We start from the raw sequence: 19,795 nt of genomic DNA, 5'->3' as shown, positions 1-19,795 counted from the left end.
GCCCAAACCTGGCGTCGTAATCTGTTCGGATCAGCCCTGAGGCGCGGCCGCTTGGCCGATCGAGGCGGCGGTGATGTTGGCGATCTGGCCCGGCGTCGGATGGACCTTCTGGCCCGGCCGGGCGAGCTGCACGCCGCGGATGACCAGGCGCTCATTGGCGGCAAGGCCGGTTCTCACCACCCGCAGGCCGCCCACCACCGGCCCAAGCTCGACCTGCCGGTACTCGACCTGGTCAGCGGCGTTCACCACCAGCAGGAACTTGCGCGACTGGTCGGAGCCGATCGCCGTCTCAGGAACGAGCATGGTGGGCTTGGGCGCGCCGAAGAAGACCCGCACCCGTCCGAACTGGCCCGGCGTGAAGGCGCCGTCGGCGTTGGCGAGCTCCACCCGTCCACGGATCGCGCCGGTGCCGGCGTCGACGCGGTTGTCGATGAAGTCGAGGCGGCCCGGATGGCTGAACTGGCTTTCGCCCTCCAGCTTGAGCAGAGCCTGTTGCGGCTGGGCCTGGGCCTGCAGCGGGAAGGCGCCGTCCGGCGCGGAGAACTCGAACCGGATCGGGTCGACGGAGACGATCTGGGTCAGCACGGTCTCGCCGTTGGCCACCAGATTGCCCGGATCCACCCGCCGGTCCGAGATGCGGCCCGAGATCGGCGCGTAGACGCGCGTATAGCCGAGGTCCAGCGCCTCGCTCTGTAGCGCCGCCCGGGCCGCGGCCAGGGCCGCCACCGCCTGAGCCTGGGCCTCCTTGCGGCTGTCGTATTCCTCGGTCGAGATCGCGTCCGCCGCCCGCAGGGTCTCGGCGCGCTTCAGCTCGCTGCGGGCCCGGTCGAGACGGGCGTCGGCCTGCGCCAGTTCGGCGCGGGCGCGGTCGGCGCGGGCCTGGAACGGCAGCGCATCGATGGTGAAGAGCAGCTGGCCCTTTTTCACGAACTGGCCGTCCTTGAAGTGGACCGCGCTGAGATAGCCGGAGACACGGGGGCGGACATCGACGGTCTCGGCGGCGACGAAACGCCCCGACTGCTCCGACCAGTCGGCCTCCATCCGCACCAGCGGCTTGGCCACGGTCACCGTCGGCGGCTCAGGCGCCGGACCCTGGGCCTGCGCACGGGTGCAGGCCTCGAGGCCCGCGGCGGCGAGCACGACGACCGCGCTGGCTGCGATCAAACGACGCCGGAAAAGCTGCGGCATGGCGAAACCCCTGACCCACACTATATGACGATCGTCATGCGTTATGACGTACGTCATAGTACAATGACGATCGTCATGTGGCGTTGTGAAGCTGGCGTTCAAGGGGTGACGGCTTTGGGGCGCAAAAAAGTTGCTGCACCGCAACGTCCACTCTTCGATTGGAGCCGAAAGTGAAACTGCTAAGAGTTGGACAAAGCGAGAGGAAACGCCGTTGAACCCGCTACTCAGCCGCAAGGAGGAAACCCGCCGACGCATCGTCGACACCGCGGCGCGGCTTTTCCTGGAGAAGGGCGTCGACCGCGTGGGGGTCGACGAGATCATGCGCGAGTGCGGCCTGACGCACGGCGGCTTCTATGGCTACTTTCCCAGCAAGGAGGTGCTGATCTCCGAGGCCTGCATCGCCGCCCTGGATGAGGCCGCGCACCAGTGGGAAGACCTCGCGCGCGCCCTGGCCGACGACCGGCTGTGGATGACCTTCATGGAGACCTATCTGGCGGGCGACCTGGTCTCGGCGAACAACCCCGCCTGCCCCGCCGCCATCCTCGGCGCCGATGTGGCGCGCCGCCAGGACACGCTGCAGACCACCTATATCGCCCGCCTCAAGGGGATGATCGACATGTTGACCGTCGAGTCCGGCGGCAGCCGCTCCCACGCCATCCTCAGCTTCGCCGCCCTGGTCGGCGCGACCTCGCTGGCGGCCCAGGTCGGCCAGGACAAGGACCTGGCGGCCGAGATCCTCAACGCCACCCGCGACGAACTGCTGAAATGCCGGCCGATCGCGGCCAAGACCGCAGGCTAGGGGTCCGCGGGCGGCTCGATCACGAACTTGTCGTCCTTCGCCGAGGGCAGTTTCACCACCACCGTCACCACGTCGGTGAGCGCAGTGAAGTCGGTCGCCTCCCCGGGTTCGATGGTCAGGACGTCCCCCGCCCCCCATTCCTGGCCCAGCATCCGCACCCGGCCGGAGACGATGGCGGTGAGTTCGGTGGCGACGGCGTGGTAGTGGGCGGCCTCGTGGTCTCCGGCGGCGTAGTGTTTGATGGCGACTTCGCAGTGCTCGCTGCGGATCGCGACCGGCGCGAAGTCGCCGACGAACCAGCCCTTGACCATCCCCTCCAGACGATCGTGCTTCATGCGCGGCGGGCTTCCAGCGCCTGTTCGTAGGCCTCGACCTGGGCTGTCGCCTTCAGCGGATGGTACTGGTTGGCGGCCAGCGGGAAGGTGGCGATCTTCTTCTGTTCGAGGATGAACTCGTTCAGCGCCGGGCTGATGAAGAAGCGGTCCTGCACCTGGGCGTCCTTCAGGATCATCTGCTGCAGGGCGTCGAAGAAATCCCCGGCCCGCTTGAACCAGAAGAAGCCGGCGTTGGCCGTGCGGCTGATCGGCCGCTTCTCGGCGGCCTCGGTGACCCAGCCGTCCTGGTCCGTGCGGACGTAGGAATAGCGCGGATGCAGGCTCTCGAAGGTCATGACGCCGGCGTCGGCGCCCTTGGCCCGGAAGCGCTTGATGACGGCGGCGTAGTCGACCTCGATATGGTCGGTGGCGCTGGCGACGATCAGCTCCGCCTCCAGGTCCATCTGGCCCACGGCCAGCATGGCGGTGCAGGCCGCACCACGGGTGTCGCGGCGGATCTCGGTCACCGCGCAGTCGGCGGCCATCAGGCCCACGATGTCCTTCAGGTGGTAGCGCTCGACGTCGCTGCGGCGGAAGCAGAAGACGAAGCGCGCCTTCTTGTCGAAGGACAGCGCCTTGACCTGGCGCTCCAGCACCAGGCCGTCCTCCATCTCCGACAACCAGATCGGATAGGGATCGGCGGCGTTGGGATCCACCGGCTCGCCGGCGGCGAGGATCAGGACGTTCATGCCGCCTCCCGCAGCGCCGTCTCGATCCGGCGGTCGATGTTGGCGAGGTTCACGTCGTTCACGTCGCGCACCACCAGCACATGGGCGCCCGAGGCGCGCGCGGCCTGCAGGCCGTGCTCGTTGTCCTCGACGATCAGGGTCTCGTGCGGCGAGACGCCCAGCTTCAGCATGGTGGCGATGTAGATGTCCGGCGCCGGCTTCGGCCGCTCGACGTCCTCGTTCGACAGCATCAGGTCGAGATATTTGGCCAGGTGCGCCCGCTGCATCATCGCCTCGACCGTGTTGCGCACGGAGTTCGACGCCACCGCCAGCTTCAGCCCCCGCGCCTTGAGGCTGGAAAGCGCAAACTGGTGGATGAAGCTCGGTTTGCAGCGGGTGTTGACCATCTCCATCGTGTAGCTCTGCTTGAGCGTATTCAGGAAGGAATGCAGCTCGCGCGGCAGGTCCTCGGTGGTCGAGAGGATCTCCAGCTTCTTCTTCGTCGGCAGGCCGTCGAAGGTGGTGAGGTGATCAGCGCGGCTGATCTCCAGGCCGAACAGGCCGAGCGCCTTGTTCAGCGCCTCGTAGTGCCATTCCTTGGCGTCGATCAGGACGCCGTCCATGTCGAAAACCACCGCCTTGATCATAGGTCCAGCGCCGCCTTCGCGGTCTCGGGCCAATCGGTGCAGAGCGTCACCCGAGCCTCCCCCTTCAGTTCGGCCAACCTGTCCCAGAGCGGCCGGGGCTCGCGCCCGTGAAGCTCGGAGGAAACGACGCAGACAGACTTGCCCGCATCCAGGTGCCTGCGGACCAGATCAGGCCGAATCCATTGATCGTCGGTAAAGGAATCCAGCCAGACGCCGGCGGCCGCGGAATAGAGGATCGGTTGCGGCTCCACATCGCTGTGCCGGGTGTAGAAGGGCAGGCCCTGCCGGGCGAAGACCACCGTCTGCGGCCCCGACATGTCGAAAGCGAACCAGGGCGTGGCGCTCTCGGCGAAGGCTTGCAGCAGCTGCGGCGCGAGCCCGTCGGACTTCACATTGACCGCCAACGGCAGGCCCGAGCCGTCGAACAGGGCCAACAGCTCGGACCAGGCCATCTCGCCGCCGATCGGCGGATCGTGGGAGACCACCAGCTTGCCGGCGAGGTCGCGCACGTCGGTCTCGGTCCCGAAGCCCGCCTCGATCGTGCGGGCGAAGGCCGCGCGGCTGTTCTTCTCCGCAGGCTCTTTCCAATAGCCGCGGTGGCTGATGATCTGCACGCCTAGGCCGCCACGCGCTCGGCGATCGGCAGGCTCAGGAACAAGGCCAGGTCGGAGGGCACGCCCAGGCCGTACATGCCGTCGGCCTCGGCGCCGATATTGTGGATGGCGATCTTCGCGCCCTGCTCGATCAGCATGTTGTAGACGGGCGCGACATAGAACTCGCCGTTGACCCTGAGGTCCTTGGCGATCATCTCCCGCGCCGCCTCGGCGAAGTCCCGGCCGCGGGCGAAATTATAGACCCCGACGGTCGCCTCGTCGGAAATCGGAACCTTCTCGGCCACCTCTGTGACGAAGCCCTGGTCGTCCACGGCGACGAAGGACCACTTCGGATCGCTGGCCGTCATGGTCATGATCAGGCCGTCGCAGCCCTCCATGGCGTCCAGATAGTCGTCGATGGCGATGTCCAGGTACTGGTCGCTGTTGGCGATCATCAACGGGCTGTCGTCAAGCCAGGCCTCGGCCGTCAGCACGCTGCAGGCGGCGCCCTCCGTCACCCCGTCGAGCTGGACGATGGCTGAACCCGGAGCCCAAAGGCCCAGCAACCGCTCCAGGTCGTAGGCGGCGACATGCTCACGCTGGCAGATGAAGACGAAGCGGTGCGGCCGGCTGGGCCGCAGGTTGTCGATGACCAGCTTGATCATCGGCACGCCCTTCACCGGGATCAGCGGCTTGGGATCCTTGAAGCCGGCGTCGGCGAAACGGCTGCCGCGGCCGGCCATGGGAACGACGATGGTGAGAGGCTTCTGGGGCATGAGGCGGTCCCGATTCGCCCGGGATTGTAACGCCTTCGCCCGAGTCGCGCCCCGCCGCGCCGAAGCGTCGCAGCTAGGCCGGCGTCTCCATCCGCTCAGCCCGCTCGAAAACCATGCGTCGCCCCCGCGACGGCTTGGCGGCGGAGAGGGCCGAACAGCTGCCGTAGAACTCCACCTCGGCGGACTTCAGGGTGACGCGGTAGTGGCGCCCTGCGACGCTGGCCTCGATCTCCGACGGGCTCTGTTGGGTGACGGCGATCGGCGCGACCGAGTCGTTGACCAGGCCCTGACGCGCCAGGCCGGCGCGAACCAGCTGCGTGAGCTGGGGATCGAAAACGCCGCCGCGATAGCGCGCCGGGTCGAGCCGGCCCTCCGCCTCGGCCACGCACAGCGCGCCCAGTCCCGCCTCGTCCAGGTGGGCGTACATGCTGCCGGAGGGAAAGAAGATGCCGGTCGCGGCGAACCGGTCGCCGCCGAGGTGCGAGGACTCGATCGGCGCGAAGACGGACTCTCCGCTCTCGAACAGCCGCCGCGCCGCCTGGAAGGCCGCAAAGCCGAACTTGGCGCAGCAGCGGTCGCGTGTCCCGTGGGTGCAGATCGCCAGTCGGGGCGCGCCCGTCGCGTCGATCCGCCAGCGCCGGCCGAACATCGCCAGGAGCGTCGCCAGGCCCTCGGCGGGGTGGTCGCCGCGCATGTGAACCAGCACCGGCGCATCGTCGTCGGGGGGATTGTAGAGCCGCGCCACCACCCCGGCCCCGCGCGCCGCGCGGATCGCCAGCAGCTCCTCGCGCGACGCCCAGTGGGCGTTCATCTCCGCATCGTGCCAGACTTTTTTGGGGACCGGCAGGAAGACGTAGGTCTCGCCCCGCACGCCGGTTCCGGCGAAGGCCTCATGGGCGGCGAGCGAGACACGCGAACAGAACTCCACCTAGTCCTCCTCTTCGCGCGCCACGAAGGCGCCGCGCCGGACCATGTCGCGCAAGAAGGCCTGCACGTCGGCCTCCGACGCGGCATCGGCAAAGACCGCGGCGCTTAGGGTCTCTCCGGCGAGCAGGCGTCGCAGCGGGCTTTCCAGCACCGGCGCCAGGGTGAACTCGACGCCGCGCCAGCTCAGCACCAGGTCCTCGCCGTTGCGCTCGAGGCGCGCCGGCCCCTGGGCCAGGGAGATCCTCGCCGTCGGCGCCAGCAGGGTCTCGTCGCCGATATAGGGGAAGGCCAGGCCGGGCCGCTGCGGCAGCATGGCTTCGACGTGGCGGCGATAGCTGCGGGCGAGCGCCTCGGGATCGCGCGCGGCGAGCCCGGCCAGGATCTCGGCGATCCGGGCGCCGACCGCCGCCGCCCCGGCCTCGAACGGCAGGTCGGCGCGGCCCAGCGTCTCGGCCAGCAGGTCGTCGGCCAGCCAGTGCAGCAGGTCGGAGCCGGTCTTGCGGGTCAGGCCGATCGTCAGGTGCAGGGTCGGTCCGCCCAGCCCCACCGCGGCGTGCCAGTAGCCGCGCGGCAGGTAGAGCACGTCGCCGGGCTCCAGCACGATCCGCTCCGGCTCATAGGTCGGCGGACTGGCCTGCGGCGCCGGTCCGCGCCGGGTCGGCGCAGCCTCGGTGGCGCCGTAGAGCGCCCACTCCTTGCATCCCTCGATCTGGACCACGAAGACGTCGTGGTCGTCCCAGTGGACGTCGAACCCCTGGGTCGTCCCCCAGCAGGCGTAGAGATTGGCCTGGCTGGAGGCGGTGAACTCCGCCGACAGGCCCGAGCAGAGCTGCTGCAGGGGCGGACTGATCTCGTTCACCGCATCGACGATCAGGGTCGCCCCCTCGCGCAGACGGTCCATCAGGACGGACGGATCGAGATCCTGCATGGCCGCGCCGCGCCGGGTCCGGCGGGCCTTGAAGACGCCCTGGGTCACGTCGCCGCCGGCCCGCTCCAGGCGCAGCCGGGGCGGCGTCAACCTCTGCTCGGCCAGGGCGGCGTTCAGCTGCGGCCAGCCGAACAGGCCCTGCGCCACGCCGGGCGCAAGGCGGGTCCGATGCGCCGCCCTGCCGAGCGTCTGTTGGAGAAAGACTGCAACCTCCGCCGTCCCGACCAGGGCGGCGAGGCTGCGAAACGGCGTGGCGGACTCAGCTGTCGCCGTCGGTTCCGTCGGCGTCGGCGCCGTCGGTTCCGTCGGTGTCCGTTCCATCGGTCCCGTCGGTGTCGCTTCCGTCGGTTCCGTCCGTGTCCGCGCCGTCCGTTCCGTCACCGTCGTTCTCGTCCGTGCCATCGCCATCTGGATCCTTGCCCTGCATCCGGAGCGTAGGGTCCACCGGCTCGTCGATCGCGCGAATGAGCGAGCTGTCCGATTGTACGTCTTGATTCATCACCCGTCCTCTTGGCCGAGGGGGCGGCCGCGCAGGCGTCGCGCCCCCGTCAGCCAGAACTCCGTGCGGCGCAGTTTGATCCCGCATCGCCGGGCGAATGTAGAGGTTCAGTGGATGGTGCGACGACGGGCGACGTCGGCGCCCGTGCAAGGGGCGAGGTCCGGCCTGGAAAGCCGCCGGCCGCGGTCGGACAACAGCTCGGCGACGTAGCGGAGGGCCGAACTGAGACTGGCGTCCAGCGGGCCGCCGACCAATCGCACGAGGCCCGCGTCGGCCGCGGCGCGCGCATCGCTCAGGCCTTCGTCCTGCACTGCAGCCAGAGCCGCCAGGATCAGCACCTCGTCGCGGCTGACCGCGCTGCAGCCCGGCATGTGCAGCCGAAATCCCTCCGCCGAGCGCACGCCCAGCAGCCTGACCATCACCAGAAGGCCGCAGAGGATCTGGTCCGCGGCGGGCCCGTAGAGGTCGTAGAAGGTGCGTCGCAAGGAGGGACAATCGGCCCTCCCCACCGCCACCGATCGCATCGCCCATAGAACCGCGCGATCGAGATCGTCGAGTTCCACCGAGCCGTCCAGATCCGTCGCCGAATGCAGCTGCATTATCCGCCTCCGTGAAACCCAGATTGGAAGGTTCCATAGTTGCGACTAATTCGCAATAGCACTTTATCGGCGCGCGACGCGTGCTGAGCCGACGCGATGATGACGGGCCGACAGCAGATTTTTGCGTCGGACCGAATCTGACGGGCGCCTGTGGGTTCAGCAGCCCCTGCATGCTGGAAAGCTCACAGGATCTTGTACAAGTCCTCCGTCGTCACGCGCAGCGGCGGGCCGCCGCACAGAGGCTCACGGGGTGCGACGGCGCCCGCCATGGCCCGGATCGTCGCGCAACCCCTGGCCGGGCGCCTTTTTCGCGCCGCCGCTGCGGCGTCACCTATAGGCTCCCTCCTCGCCGCCGCCCTGGACTGCGCCGTGGAACCGGCTGACGAACAGCGCGCTGCACAATATTCGATCACTCTCGACGCCCCCCAGAAGACCAGTCTCACATTAAGTTTAACGGCCGAGGCATTTGATCGCGGAGAAGGGCGGCGTATGTCCTCGGCCCATGGAAATGATCGAAAACGCCCTCGAACATCTACCTAGGTTCGCTACAATTCTTGTGGCGTTCCATTCAGAGCCATATCGCCATGAACTCATTGAAACGCTTGAAAATCGGCACCTTAGCGTGCTCGGCCCGGTCTATACTTCAGAACAGGCGCTGACGCTGGCCTCCCAGGCCGGAGCAGACCTGGCGATCGTCGAGCAGGCCGAGGACGACAGCAGCCAGGCCCTGGTCCGCCAGCTGGAGGAGACATGGGGCATCCCCTGCGTCCTGCTCGAGGCGCCGGCATGAGCAACGGCTGCGACATCGGCCGCCAGTGGGGAGGCTCGCGATGCCGCGCCTGATCGTCATCTCAAACCGGGTGAACGCGCCCACAGACGAGAACGACGCCAGCGTCGGCGGCCTGGCGATGGCCCTTTCGGCCGCGCTTCGCGAATACAGCGGCATCTGGTTCGGCTGGAGCGGCCGAACCACCACCGAGTTCACCGGCCAGCTGTCCCTGCAGCGCAGCGCCGGGGTGACCGTCGCCACGGTCGATCTCGAAGAGCAGGATCGCCAGGAATACTACAACGGCTACGCCAACCGGACGCTTTGGCCGCTGTTCCACTACCGGATCGACCTGTCGGCCTATGAGCGCTCGTTCGACAAGGGCTATGCGCGGGTGAACGCCCGCTTCGCCGACACGGTCACCCCGCTGCTGGAGCCGGACGACCTGATCTGGGTGCATGACTATCACCTGATCCCGCTGGCCCAGGAGCTGCGCCAACGCGGCGTGCGCAACCGGATCGGCTTCTTCCTGCACATTCCCTGGCCGGCGCAGCGCCTGTTCACCACCCTGCCCAACCACAGCGACCTGGTGCGCGCCCTGTTCGACTACGACCTCGTCGGCTTCCAGTCCGAGGACTCGCTCTCGGCCTTCCGGGAGTACGTCACCGACGAGATCGGCGGCAAGATGACGGATACGGGCCAGGCGACGGCGTACGGCCGCCAGCTGCAGGTGGGCGCCTTTCCGATCGGCCTGGACGCGGAGGCCTTCACGGCCGGCGCGGACAGCGAGCCCGCCCGGACCTGGCGCGGCCGGATGGAGGCGAGCCTCGCCGGCCGCCAGCTGATCATCGGCGTGGATCGCCTCGACTATTCGAAGGGCCTCGAGGAGCGGTTCCTGGCCTACGAGGAGTTCCTGGCCAACCACTCCGAGGCGCTGGAGCACGTCTCGCTGATGCAGGTCGCGACGCCCAGCCGGGACGAGGTCTCGGCCTATCAGGACATCCGCGCCCGCCTGGACGCGGTCAGCGGCCGCATCAACGGCGCCTACGCCACCGCCGACTGGGTGCCGATTCGCTACGTGAACCGGACCTACCGCCGCGACGAGCTGGCCGGAATGTACCGCGCCGCCGCCGTGGGCCTGGTCACCCCGCTTCGCGACGGGATGAACCTGGTCGCGAAGGAATATGTGGCCGCCCAGGATCCCGCCAACCCCGGCGCCCTGGTCCTGTCGCAGTTCGCCGGGGCGGCGGAGCAGATGGGGGATGCCCTGATCGTCAACCCGTTCAGCCGCGAGGACATGTCCGACGCCATTCACCGGGCCCTGACCATGCCGAGGTCCGAGCGCATCCGCCGGTGGGAGCGGCTGATGGACGGCGTCCGCAAGAACGACGTGACCGCCTGGCGCGATCGCTATGTGCAGGCCCTGGTGAGCCTGCCGGAGCCCGCCCAGCTCGAAGAAGCCGCCGTCTGCTGAACCGTCGGCGGCCTATTCCAGCAGGTGCGCCTCGAGGCGGCCCAGGGCGTCGCCGGTCAGGCCCAGTTGGTCCTGCAGATAGCGCTCCACGGAGCCATGGGCGTCGTCGATGGCGGCGAGCGCGGCGCGGATATAGCGGTCGTCCACCCCCAGGATCGCCGCGGTCACCTCCGGGTCGATATGGGCGAGCGCGGCGGCGGTGGCCGAGGCCGCGCGATCATAGGCGAGATTGGAGAGCAGATAGTCCTCGACGATCGTCTCCTCCGGTACGCCCAGCGCTTGGAGGATCAGGGCGGCGGCCACGCCGGTGCGGTCCTTGCCCGCCGAACAGTTGAACACCAGCGGCGCCTCGCCGTCGGCGAGCCGGCGGAACAGCTCTCCATAGGCCGGGGCCTGTTCGAACGGCAGCTCGCGGTAGGCGGTGACCATGGCGGCGCTGGCCTGTTCGGCGGTGGGCAGGTCCGAGGCGATGACGGCGCGGAGGTCGCCGAAGCTCAGGTCGTAGTCGCGCGCCCAGTAGCTGAGGTTGGGGACCTTGCGCCAGTCCACGGGACTGGTCTCGCGCTCCGAGGTGGTGCGCAGGTCGCAGATCACCCGCACCCCGAGCTCGGCCAGCTGGACGTAGGCCGCCTCGGTCAGCGCCGCCATGCTCCCCGAGCGATAGAGCCGGCCCCACTTCAACCGACGGCCGTCCCGCGCGACGTAGCCGCCGAGATCGCGGAAGTTCCGCCCGCCCTCGAGAAGAATCACCCGCTCCACTGTCCCGACCGTCTCCACCGCGTCACCTCTTGTTATGTGGGCTCCAGTTTGCCGGGCTTTGGCCCGGCCTGGAATAGGCCGCGACCGTCGGCGGGCGATGCTCGACTTGACGCAAGGCGTCCGCCGGCTAGCGCTCGAGAGCGGCTTGGGGCCGCGCGGTCGAAAAATTGGTAGGCCGGGTGAGGTTCGAACTCACGACCATTCGATTAAAAGTCGAATGCTCTACCACTGAGCTACCGGCCCGCATCGTCGGCGCGAAGCCCAGGACGAAGCGGCGCGGACCTTAGGCGCCGAGCCTCGCCGGCGCAAGGGCGGCGGGGCCATAACTCCACAGCCCAACTTGCGATCGGGGGTCATTCCGCGGCCTAACCTTGGGCGCAGCCCGGCTCGGGCGCGAACGCGGCGCCGGCTGGGCCGGCGCCGCATCAGGCGATCAGACGCTGATGTCCACGTGTTTGCCGACGTCGGACGGCGTGGCCGCCTTCACCGGGGCGCTAGAGTCGGTGTCTTTGGCGCCATCCGAAACGCCGGCCGTCGGCTTTGGCGGGGGAATCGGCGGCGGCGCCTGCGTAGCCGGCAGCGGAATTGAACTGACTGAACTTATGCTCATCTCGTCGGCCTCCATAGTTGACCGAGAGCAGGATACGATACCAGCGTTCTATATATATTAATTACTGATTATGATATTGTTATACACGTTCCCGTCCACCGTATACTCAACAACAATTAAGCACGTTGGCCGCACATCGGGCCCGTCCGGCAGGATCTAGGCGACCCGCTGACGCGCCCGGAAGTCAGCCCGGAAGGCGTCCAGGCGGCCCTCGGCGATCGCCGAGCGCATCTGCGCCATCAGCCGCTGGAAGAAGGCCAGGTTGTGCCAGGACAGCAGCACCTGGCCGAGGATCTCCTCGGCGCGCACCAGGTGGTGCAGATAGGCCTTGGAATAGTCGCGGCTGGCCGGGACGTCGCTCGCGGGGTCGAGGGGCGCATCGTCCTCAGCAAATCGCGCGTTCTTCAGATTGACCGGGCCTTCCCAGGTCCAGGCCTGGCCGTGGCGGCCGGACCGGGTGGGCAGGACGCAGTCGAACATGTCGACCCCGCGATAGACGGCCTCGACGATGTCGATCGGCTTGCCGACCCCCATCAGGTAGCGCGGCCGGTCCGCCGGCAGCATGCCGGGCGCGAAGTCGAGCACCTCGCACATCGCCTCATGCCCCTCGCCCACCGCCAGCCCGCCCAGCGCATAGCCGTCGAAGCCGATCTCCATCAGCCGCTCAGCGGATTCGCGCCGGAACGCCTCGGACAGGCCGCCCTGCTGGATGCCGAACAGGTTCTGGGCGTCGCGGTCGCCGAAATAGGCCTTGCAGCGCGCACCCCAGCGGGCCGATCGGCGCATCGCCTCGGCCGCGCGTCCCTCTTCCGCGGGCAGGGCCACCAGTTCGTCCAGCTGCATGACGATGTCGGACCCCAGCAGGTCGGCCTGGATCTCCATCGACCGCTCCGGCGACAGCACGTGGCGCGAGCCGTCGATGTGGCTCTGGAAGGTGACGGACTCCTCGGTGACCTTGGCGATGTTCGACAGCGACATCACCTGGAAGCCGCCGGAGTCCGTCAGGATCGGCTTTTCCCAGCGCATGAACCGGTGCAGGCCGCCCAGCCGCTTCATCCGCTCGGCGGTCGGCCGCAGCATCAGGTGGTAGGTGTTGCCGAGGATGATGTCGGCGCCGGTCGCGGCCACTTGGTCGACGGTCAGCGCCTTGACGGTCGCCGCCGTGCCCACCGGCATGAAGGCCGGCGTGCGGATCTCGCCGCGCGGGGTGGCCAGCACCCCGGTGCGGGCCTTGCCGTCGGTGGCGGCGATGGTGAAGGGAAAGCCGGTCATCAGGTCTCCGCCCGCCAGAGCAGGCTGGCGTCGCCGTAGGAATAGAAGCGGTAGCCGGTCTCGATCGCGTGGGCGTAGGCCGCGCGCATGGTCGCCAGTCCCGCGAAAGCCGAGACGAGCACGAAGAGAGTCGACTTCGGCAGGTGGAAGTTGGTCATCAGCCCGTCCGCCGCGCGAAAGCGATAGCCCGGGGTGATGAAGATGGCGGTCTCGCCGTGGAAGGGCCGGATCACGCCGTCCTCGGCAGTCGCCGACTCCAGCAGCCGCAGCGAGGTGGTGCCGACGCAGACGATCCGACCGCCCGCGGCGCGCACGGCGTTGAGGCGCTCCGCCGTGGCCGCGTCGACCTCGCCCCATTCGGCGTGCATGCGATGCTCGGAGAGGTCCTCGGTCTTCACCGGCAGGAAGGTGCCCGCGCCCACATGCAGGGTGACGAAGGCCGTCGCGACGCCGGCGTCGGCCAACCGCTGGAACAGCTCGGGCGTGAAGTGCAGCCCGGCCGTGGGCGCGGCCACCGATCCGTCCTCGTCGGCGTAGACGGTCTGGTAGTCGGCGCGGTCCTGGGCGTCCTCGCCCCGCTTGGCGGCGATATAGGGCGGCAGCGGCATGGCGCCCCGCTCGGCGATGGAGGCGTCGAGGTCCGGTCCGGAGAGGTCGAAGGCCAAGGTCACCTCCCCGCCCTCGCCCTTTTCCTTCACCGTGGCGTCGAGCGCGCCCAGCAGGCAGGCGCGGTCACCCGCCTCATGCGCCTGCTCGCCGAAGACGATGCGGTCGCCGACCGCGAGCTTCTTTCCCGGGCGCATGAAGGCGGTCCAGACGTGGGGCGCGGTCCGCCGGTGCAGGGTCGCCTCGACCCGCACCCGGCTCTCGTCGCGATGACGCACCCCCTTCAGACGCGCGGGGATCACCCGGGTGTCGTTGAGCACCAGCACGTCGCCTGCGCGCAGCAGACCCGGCAGGTCGCGCACGGCGAGGTCCTGCAGGGGGCGGCCGGGCTCGACGAGCAGCAGGCGCGCGGAGTCCCGCGGGCTCGCCGGGCGAAGGGCGATGTGGTCGTCAGGCAGGTCGAAATCGAAATCGGCAAGTTTCATGAACCCGCGCCTGAGGCCACGCGACGCCGGGCGCGTCAAGCGCCGGGCGTGCTAGAGCCGCACGGATGCGTGCGCTGCGACTCGCCCTGAACCTTCTTCTGTGGTCGCCGGTCTTCCTCATGGCGGCGCTTTGCGCGCTGGCGGGGATCGCCGCGCAATGGGGCCGAGTGAGCCTCCAGTGGGACGTCGCCGCCCAGTTCGCTCCGATCTGGCTCGCCGGATCCGCCCTCTGCCTCGTCGCCTCGACGGTCTTTCGCCGCGGGCTGCGCTGGAGCCTGGCGGCTGTGAGCCTGGTCGGGTTCGCGGCCGCCGCAACCCTGATCGTTCCGGAGTTCCTGCGCCCGACCGGCCCTCACGCCGCCGCGGACGCGCGCGACACGCTGAAGATCGTCCAGTTCAACGTCTGGCATGAGAACCCCGACCCCAAGGCGGTCCTGGACTGGCTCGACGCCGAGCGGCCCGACATCGTGGTGATCGAGGAGAATTCGTGGCGCTTCGCACAGGCCGCCGCCGCGCGCTCCCGGGGCTGGTCGGTCGCCTGCGCGCGCTGCGAGGTGATGATGCTGTCGCGTCGGCCGGCGCTGCATGTGGAAAAGGGCCGCCGCGCCCCCAACGCGCCGCCGACGCCGCTGACCCGCGCGGTTTTCCGCGACCGGCACGGAGTCTTCGAAGTCATCGGCGTCCACAACGCCTGGCCGACCGACGCCGACCAGCCCTTTCAGGAGCGGCGCCTGGCGGCCCTGATCGCCAGCCGCCCACGCGAGCGTCTGATCGTCACCGGCGATTTCAACTCGACGCCCTGGTCCTTCCAGCGGCGGCGGTGGGACGCGGCCTTCGGCCTCACCCGCCGCGACCGGGCGATCGCCTCATGGCCGGCCCGGAACTACGGGCGGCTGCGCTGGCTGGGCCTGCCCTTCCTGCCCATCGACCACGTCTACGCCGGGCCCGGCTGGGCCACGGTCAGCGTGCGTCGCGGTCCGCGGCTGAGCTCGGACCACTATCCGATCGTGCTTACCCTAGCGCCTGTCGCGCCGCGCTGAGCGCCGCCTCCAGCTTCGCCCGCCGGCTGGCGTGGTCGGCGTCCTGGGCTTGCGCCCGCCGGTCGAGCTCGGCCCGTTCGCGCGCGAGCGAGGCGCGCGCCTGATCGTGGGCGGCGTCGAGCGCCGCCAGACGCGCCTCGAGGTCGGCGACCTTCTTCAGCGCCGCCTTGGACGGACCCTGGGGCTTGGGCGGCGGTTTGGCGAGAGCCAGTTTGGCGAGCTCGTCGCGGGAGCCGGCCGGCCGGCGCAGGACCTCGCCCGGCTGGGCGGCCGCGGCCGCCTTCAGCTCGGGGTCTTCGGTCTCATGCGCCAGGCCTTCCTTGAAGAGGTCCTGACGGACCCCCCAGGCGGCGAGCGCCTTGGCCTTCGAGCTGGTCGCCACGACGTAGTCGGTCAGGCCGTCGGACATGACGAAGGCCTTCAGCCGCGGCGCCATGCCCAAACGCCCCTACTCTGCCGTCCTTAGGGCAGAAGCTCGGCGGCGTTATCGACGTCGGCGGCGACCTTCATGCTGACGATCTTGCCCGGGCTGCGCGGCGGCTCGCCCTTCGGCAGGGCGTCGATCTGCTCCATGCCGGAGACCACCTCGCCCCACACCGTGTACTGGCGGTCGAGGAAGCCGGCGTCGTCGAAGCAGATGAAGAACTGGCTGTTGGCCGTGTCCGGGTTGTTGGTCCGGGCCATCGAGCAGACGCCGCGGCCGTGGTGCACGTCGTTGAACTCGGCCTTCAGGTTCGGCTTCTTCGAGCCGCCCGAGCCGGTGCCGGTCGGATCGCCGCCCTGGGCCATGAAGCCCGGGATCACGCGGTGGAAGACCACGCCGTCATAGAAGCCTTCGCGCGCCAGCTCCTTGATGCGGGCCACGTGGTTCGGCGCCACGTCGGGACGCAGCTTGATGACCACCGGGCCGCCCTCGAGCGTCAGGATCAGGAAGTTCTCGGGATCTTGGGCCATCATTTCACCTCTGAGGGAATTTTCACGTCGCAGGCCGAAAACGCGGCCCCTTCTTGCGCCCGCACGCGGGCGAGTTCGGCTTTGAACCAAGGACCGGCCGGGTCGATCACCCGAACGTTCGGGCGATCCCCAGGCGGCAAATCGGCGAGCAGGCGCACGCGTTCCATCCGGTCCTGCGGATCGGCCACCGGTTCGCCCGTCTTGATCGCCAGGACGACGTCCTGGCCGGCGATCACACGGCCGAAGGCGGTGTATTGCTTCTCGAGCTTGGGATATTTCGCCCGCATCAGGAAGAATTGGCTGTTGGCCGAGTTCGGCTCCCCAGACCGCGCCGCGCCGGCGACGCCGGCGCAATAGAGCGGCCAGGCCTGGACCTTCCCGTCGCGGGTCATCGGCGCCAGCATCATGCTCTGGCTGACGACCGGCAGCGACTTGATGAAGCCGACTTCTGCGGCGCTCTGCACATAGCCCGGGACGAAGGGCGTGTCGGCCCCGCGCCGGAAGGTGAACTCGGCCGGCACGTCAGGCTGGGTCGAGCCGCCCATGCCGTTGTTCTGCGGATCGCCGGTCTGATCCATGAAGTCTTCGATGACCCGGAAGAAGGTCTGGCCGTCGTAGAACTGCTCGTGCGCCAGCTGGCGCGCGCGGGCGGCGAACTGCGGCGCCGCCTCGGGAACGAGCTCGACCAGAATCCGCCCCTTGTTGGTGTCGATCACCAGCACGTCGTTCGGATCGGGCGTGCGCCAGTCGGCCGGGCCCGGCGCCGCCGCCACGGGCGGCGCGGAGGGCGCAGCAGCCACCGGCAGGGACAAAAAGGCGAGCGCCAGCGTGCTCGCCAGCAGGACGGATTTCATGGGGCGTACTCAGTATCGGGACAGACAGCCGCGGACCAGCCCGGCGCAGCAGAAAAAATAGGGGCTCAACTCAGGCCCGGCCGACCTTCATCAGCAGCCGATCGGCGACGCTGGGGCTGACGAACTTGCTGACGTCGCCGCCCAGCTCGGCGATCTCCTTGACCAGTTTCGAGGCGATCGCCTGGTGCCGGGGGTCGGCCATGAAGAAGACGGTCTCGATGTCGCGGTCGAGCTGCTGGTTCATCGCGGTCATCTGGAACTCGAACTCGAAGTCGGCCACGGCGCGCAGGCCGCGCACGATCACGGTGGCGCCGACCTCGCGGGCGAAATGCATGGTCAGCCCCTCGAAGGGCAGGACGACGACCTCGGTCGCGCCGCGCAGCGGGGCCACCGCCTCCTCGACGATCGCCACCCGCTCGTCGAGCGTGAACAGCGGGCCCTTGCCTGCGTTGACCGCCACGCCCAGCACCAGCCGGTCCACCAGCTTGACGGCGCGCCCGATGATGTCGGTGTGCCCGTTGTGAATCGGATCGAAGGTGCCCGGATAAAGCCCGACGCGGATCATGCGGCCTCGCTAAGCCCAACTACCATCTTCGCCTTTCGCCGGGGCGGAGCGGTCTGGCAAGATTAATCTTTCAATGCACGCGCGATGCGCGGGGCGCAGGCTAGACCCTTCCCGGTTCAGGCGGAATCATCTGAACCGGACAAGAAGGGTCTATCTTCAAGAGCTTAGAGCGTGACGGCCGCCGCAACCGGCATCCACTTGCGGCTGTCACGCTCTAGGAGCTGTGGACACTTAGCGTAGCCAGAGGACGATGGCTGCGAGGGTGACGATGGCGAGATAGTTCCTGGCGGTCTTCTCGAAGCGTGTAGCGACGCGCCGGAACTGCTTGAGCCTGCTGAAGCAGCACTCGACCAGGTGGCGCTGGGCGTAGAGGTGCTTGTCGAGCGGGTGCTTGCGGGATCGGGACGGGTTGTTGGGGATCACCGCGACCGCGCCCTTCTCGGCGATCGCCTGGCGCAGGCGGTCGGAGTCGTAGGCGGTGTCGGCCATTACGGCCTGGGCTGGCAGGCCTTCGATCAGCGGGCCGGCCTGGGGCGCGTCGCCGCGCTGGCCAGCGGTGAGCGTGAACCGCACGGGACAGCCCAACCCTCGCACGGCCATGTGGATCTTGGTGCTCAAGCCCCCGCGGGAGCGGCCAATGGCCTGATCTTCAGGCCCCCCTTTTTCGCCCCCGCCGCGTGCTGGTGAGCGCGGACGATGGTCGAGTCGACGATCAGGTACTCGAAGTCGGGATCATTCGAGAGCGCCTCGAAGATGCGCCACCAGATCCCCTTGGCGCTCCAGCGGCTGAACCGCCGCCAGACGCTGTTCCAGTCGCCGAACACCTCCGGAAGATCCCGCCACGGCGAACCGGTGCGCACCACCCACAGCACGCCTTCGACGAACATCCGGTTGTCCCGGCCCGTCGAGCCCTTCTGATCCGGACGGCCGATGACCAGCGGGGCGATCCGCTCCCACTGGTCGTCGCTAAGCACCAAGCGGTCCATCACCCCCAAGACTGCCCCCAAAAAGCAGTCTTGAATCACGCTTCGGAGTCGCAGGGAATCCTAAGAGTCCACAGCTCCTAGGCCACACGGTGAGCCGGCCGGGCGTACGCGCGCTCGGTCTCGCCGATGTAGTCGCGGGTGATCGGCAGCACGTCCAGGCGCTTGGCCAGCTGGATCTGGAAGATGAACTGGCGGCGGTGGCGGAAGCTCTGCTCGGCGATCCCGAGATAGAACTCGAACATCCGGCAGAAGCGCTCGTCGTACAGGTCGGCGATCTCGCCCCGTTGCGCCTCGAAGCGGTCGCGCCAGTGCCGGATCGTCTCGGCGTAGTGCAGGCGTAAGATCTCCACGTCCGTGACCATCAGGCCAGCCCGCTCGATCGCCGGCAGCACCTCGCTGAGCGCCGGGCTGTAGCCGCCCGGGAAAATGTACTTGTCGATCCAGGCGTTGGTGACGCCGGTCTCAGGCCGGCCGATCGAGTGGATCAGCGCCACCCCGTCGTCCTTCATCAGCCGCGCGACGCCGTCGAAATATTCCTGGTAGTTCGGTCGCCCCACCGCCTCGAACATCGCCACCGACAGCACCCGGTCGTAAGTCCCCTTCAGGTCGCGGTAGTCCGTGAGCGAGAAGCGGGCCTTATGGGCCAGCCCCTTCGACTCGGCGCGCGCCTGGGCCACCTTGAGTTGCTCGATGGAGAGGGTGATGGCGTCCACCTCGACACCCGACTCCTCGACCAGGGTCATGGCCATGCCGCCCCAGCCGCAGCCGATCTCGACGACGCTCTGGCCAGGCTCCAGGGCCAGCTTGGCGGCGATGTGGCGCTTCTTCGCGAGCTGGGCCTCCTCCAGCGTCATGTCCGGGCGCTCGAAGTAGGCGCAGCTGTACTGCATGTCCTCGTCCAGGAAGCGCCGGTACAGCTCGTAGGACAGGTCGTAGTGGTGGGCCACGTTGCGCAGCGACTGCACCCGGTCGTTGGCCTCGCGCAGCGTGCGCCGCAGCCACCGGCGGAAGGGGCCGCGTCGCTTCTTGGTCTTGTACTTGGCGTTGGCGCCGATCAGATCGATGAACTGGCCGATCTCGCCCTGTTCCAGCACCAGGCCGCCGTCCATATAGGCCTCGCCGACGCCCAGGCCCGGCTTGGCCGCGATGCGGGCGGCCCAGGCGGCGCTGGTGATGCGCGCCACCAGCTTCGGCCCGGTCCCGTCGCCCAGCCGCAGCTCACTCCCGCCGGGCAGCTTCAGCGTCAGATCGCCTTCGCGGGCGAGGTTCCGCAGCACGGTTTGCAAGGACATGACGCCCCTCCCTATCTGAACGCGCAGACTACCGCCGTCCGGAGGTGGCCACTACCTGCCCTGCCGGACGACGACCATGCCGTGCGCGGATGCCGGTCTTCGCCATGCGACTCAGCAGGCCGCCGATCATGCGG

At 68.7% G+C, this 19,795-nt stretch carries 22 protein-coding genes, 1 tRNA gene and 1 pseudogene; 4 read left to right on the top strand and 20 right to left on the bottom strand.

Annotation, left to right across the window (positions count from 1 at the left end):
- Positions 1-30: 30 nt before the first annotated feature.
- Positions 31-1,188 (bottom strand): efflux RND transporter periplasmic adaptor subunit, encoded by a 1,158-nt coding sequence (locus tag ACSQ2B_RS02405; RefSeq protein ID WP_436047007.1) that lies wholly within the window; start codon positions 1,186-1,188, stop codon positions 31-33.
- 211 nt (positions 1,189-1,399) lie between these two features.
- Between ACSQ2B_RS02405 and ACSQ2B_RS02400 the strand changes: the two genes are divergently transcribed.
- Positions 1,400-1,987: a TetR/AcrR family transcriptional regulator gene (locus ACSQ2B_RS02400; RefSeq protein WP_436047006.1), complete on the top strand. Its 588-nt coding sequence runs from the start codon at positions 1,400-1,402 to the stop codon at positions 1,985-1,987.
- Here ACSQ2B_RS02400 and ACSQ2B_RS02395 read toward each other — a convergent pair.
- The 9 genes from ACSQ2B_RS02395 to ACSQ2B_RS02355 all read right to left on the bottom strand — a co-directional run bounded on the left by ACSQ2B_RS02395 (position 1,984) and on the right by ACSQ2B_RS02355 (position 7,998).
- Positions 1,984-2,322 carry a hypothetical protein gene (locus ACSQ2B_RS02395; RefSeq protein WP_436047004.1) on the bottom strand — a complete coding sequence of 113 codons (339 nt, stop codon included), beginning with the start codon at positions 2,320-2,322 and terminating at the stop codon, positions 1,984-1,986. The two genes, ACSQ2B_RS02400 and ACSQ2B_RS02395, sit on opposite strands and share 4 nt — an antisense overlap.
- Complete coding sequence (locus ACSQ2B_RS02390) at positions 2,319-3,050, bottom strand: hypothetical protein (RefSeq protein WP_436047003.1); 732 nt, start codon at positions 3,048-3,050, stop codon at positions 2,319-2,321. Before ACSQ2B_RS02390 ends, ACSQ2B_RS02395 begins: the two co-directional genes overlap by 4 nt.
- Positions 3,047-3,676 (bottom strand): HAD family hydrolase, encoded by a 630-nt coding sequence (locus tag ACSQ2B_RS02385; protein ID WP_436047002.1) that lies wholly within the window; start codon positions 3,674-3,676, stop codon positions 3,047-3,049. The genes ACSQ2B_RS02390 and ACSQ2B_RS02385 overlap by 4 nt, the downstream gene beginning before the upstream one ends.
- Positions 3,673-4,290 (bottom strand): hypothetical protein, encoded by a 618-nt coding sequence (locus tag ACSQ2B_RS02380; RefSeq protein WP_436047001.1) that lies wholly within the window; start codon positions 4,288-4,290, stop codon positions 3,673-3,675. Before ACSQ2B_RS02380 ends, ACSQ2B_RS02385 begins: the two co-directional genes overlap by 4 nt.
- Before the next feature lie 2 nt (positions 4,291-4,292).
- Positions 4,293-5,045: a glycosyltransferase family 2 protein gene (locus tag ACSQ2B_RS02375; protein WP_436047000.1), complete on the bottom strand. Its 753-nt coding sequence runs from the start codon at positions 5,043-5,045 to the stop codon at positions 4,293-4,295.
- A 73-nt stretch (positions 5,046-5,118) separates the two neighbouring features.
- On the bottom strand, positions 5,119-5,973 hold the full coding sequence (locus tag ACSQ2B_RS02370) for a sucrase ferredoxin (protein WP_436046999.1): 855 nt from the start codon (positions 5,971-5,973) through the stop codon (positions 5,119-5,121).
- Positions 5,974-7,047 carry a cupin domain-containing protein gene (locus ACSQ2B_RS02365; RefSeq protein ID WP_436046998.1) on the bottom strand — a complete coding sequence of 358 codons (1,074 nt, stop codon included), beginning with the start codon at positions 7,045-7,047 and terminating at the stop codon, positions 5,974-5,976.
- Positions 7,048-7,159: 112 nt separating this feature from the next.
- Positions 7,160-7,399, bottom strand: a complete 240-nt coding sequence (locus ACSQ2B_RS02360; protein ID WP_436046997.1) for a hypothetical protein — start codon at positions 7,397-7,399, stop codon at positions 7,160-7,162.
- A gap of 107 nt (positions 7,400-7,506) precedes the next feature.
- Positions 7,507-7,998 (bottom strand): hypothetical protein, encoded by a 492-nt coding sequence (locus tag ACSQ2B_RS02355; RefSeq protein WP_436046996.1) that lies wholly within the window; start codon positions 7,996-7,998, stop codon positions 7,507-7,509.
- Positions 7,999-8,500: 502 nt separating this feature from the next.
- Between ACSQ2B_RS02355 and ACSQ2B_RS02350 the strand changes: the two genes are divergently transcribed.
- Complete coding sequence (locus ACSQ2B_RS02350; protein WP_436046995.1) at positions 8,501-8,788, top strand: hypothetical protein; 288 nt, start codon at positions 8,501-8,503, stop codon at positions 8,786-8,788.
- Between the two features lie 40 nt (positions 8,789-8,828).
- Complete coding sequence (gene otsA, locus ACSQ2B_RS02345; RefSeq protein WP_436046993.1) at positions 8,829-10,238, top strand: alpha,alpha-trehalose-phosphate synthase (UDP-forming); 1,410 nt, start codon at positions 8,829-8,831, stop codon at positions 10,236-10,238.
- A 12-nt stretch (positions 10,239-10,250) separates the two neighbouring features.
- Here otsA and ACSQ2B_RS02340 read toward each other — a convergent pair whose 3' ends face one another.
- The 4 genes from ACSQ2B_RS02340 to queA form a co-directional block, all read right to left on the bottom strand.
- Complete coding sequence (locus tag ACSQ2B_RS02340) at positions 10,251-11,015, bottom strand: tyrosine-protein phosphatase (protein ID WP_436046992.1); 765 nt, start codon at positions 11,013-11,015, stop codon at positions 10,251-10,253.
- Positions 11,016-11,165: 150 nt separating this feature from the next.
- Positions 11,166-11,240 (bottom strand) — tRNA-Lys (locus ACSQ2B_RS02335).
- A 523-nt stretch (positions 11,241-11,763) separates the two neighbouring features.
- The gene (gene tgt, locus ACSQ2B_RS02330) at positions 11,764-12,879 is read right to left on the bottom strand and encodes a tRNA guanosine(34) transglycosylase Tgt (RefSeq protein WP_436046991.1); all 1,116 of its coding nucleotides are present in this window, start codon (positions 12,877-12,879) and stop codon (positions 11,764-11,766) included.
- Entirely contained in the window at positions 12,879-13,970 is a 1,092-nt protein-coding gene (queA, locus tag ACSQ2B_RS02325; protein WP_436046989.1) for a tRNA preQ1(34) S-adenosylmethionine ribosyltransferase-isomerase QueA, read from the bottom strand. Before queA ends, tgt begins: the two co-directional genes overlap by 1 nt.
- A 65-nt stretch (positions 13,971-14,035) precedes the next feature.
- Between queA and ACSQ2B_RS02320 the strand changes: the two genes are divergently transcribed.
- Complete coding sequence (locus ACSQ2B_RS02320) at positions 14,036-15,010, top strand: endonuclease/exonuclease/phosphatase family protein (RefSeq protein WP_436046988.1); 975 nt, start codon at positions 14,036-14,038, stop codon at positions 15,008-15,010.
- Here ACSQ2B_RS02320 and ACSQ2B_RS02315 read toward each other — a convergent pair.
- The 6 genes and pseudogenes from ACSQ2B_RS02315 to ACSQ2B_RS02290 form a co-directional block, all read right to left on the bottom strand.
- Positions 14,982-15,446: a hypothetical protein gene (locus ACSQ2B_RS02315; protein WP_436046986.1), complete on the bottom strand. Its 465-nt coding sequence runs from the start codon at positions 15,444-15,446 to the stop codon at positions 14,982-14,984. The genes ACSQ2B_RS02320 and ACSQ2B_RS02315 overlap by 29 nt on opposite strands.
- Before the next feature lie 26 nt (positions 15,447-15,472).
- A complete protein-coding gene (locus ACSQ2B_RS02310; RefSeq protein WP_436049556.1) occupies positions 15,473-15,964 on the bottom strand; it encodes a peptidylprolyl isomerase in 492 nt (163 codons plus the stop codon).
- Positions 15,964-16,818 (bottom strand): peptidylprolyl isomerase, encoded by an 855-nt coding sequence (locus tag ACSQ2B_RS02305; protein ID WP_436046984.1) that lies wholly within the window; start codon positions 16,816-16,818, stop codon positions 15,964-15,966. The genes ACSQ2B_RS02310 and ACSQ2B_RS02305 overlap by 1 nt, the downstream gene beginning before the upstream one ends.
- Positions 16,819-16,888: 70 nt before the next feature.
- On the bottom strand, positions 16,889-17,380 hold the full coding sequence (coaD, locus tag ACSQ2B_RS02300; RefSeq protein ID WP_436049554.1) for a pantetheine-phosphate adenylyltransferase: 492 nt from the start codon (positions 17,378-17,380) through the stop codon (positions 16,889-16,891).
- 234 nt (positions 17,381-17,614) lie between these two features.
- Positions 17,615-18,369, bottom strand: a pseudogene (locus tag ACSQ2B_RS02295) (IS5 family transposase).
- Positions 18,370-18,446: 77 nt separating this feature from the next.
- The gene (locus ACSQ2B_RS02290; protein ID WP_436046982.1) at positions 18,447-19,661 is read right to left on the bottom strand and encodes a class I SAM-dependent methyltransferase; all 1,215 of its coding nucleotides are present in this window, start codon (positions 19,659-19,661) and stop codon (positions 18,447-18,449) included.
- Positions 19,662-19,795 lie beyond the last annotated feature (134 nt).

The sequence above is a fragment of the Phenylobacterium sp. LjRoot225 genome, from assembly GCF_964252855.1.
Taxonomy (GTDB): domain Bacteria; phylum Pseudomonadota; class Alphaproteobacteria; order Caulobacterales; family Caulobacteraceae; genus Phenylobacterium.
This window is presented reverse-complemented; position numbering and strand designations above follow the sequence as displayed.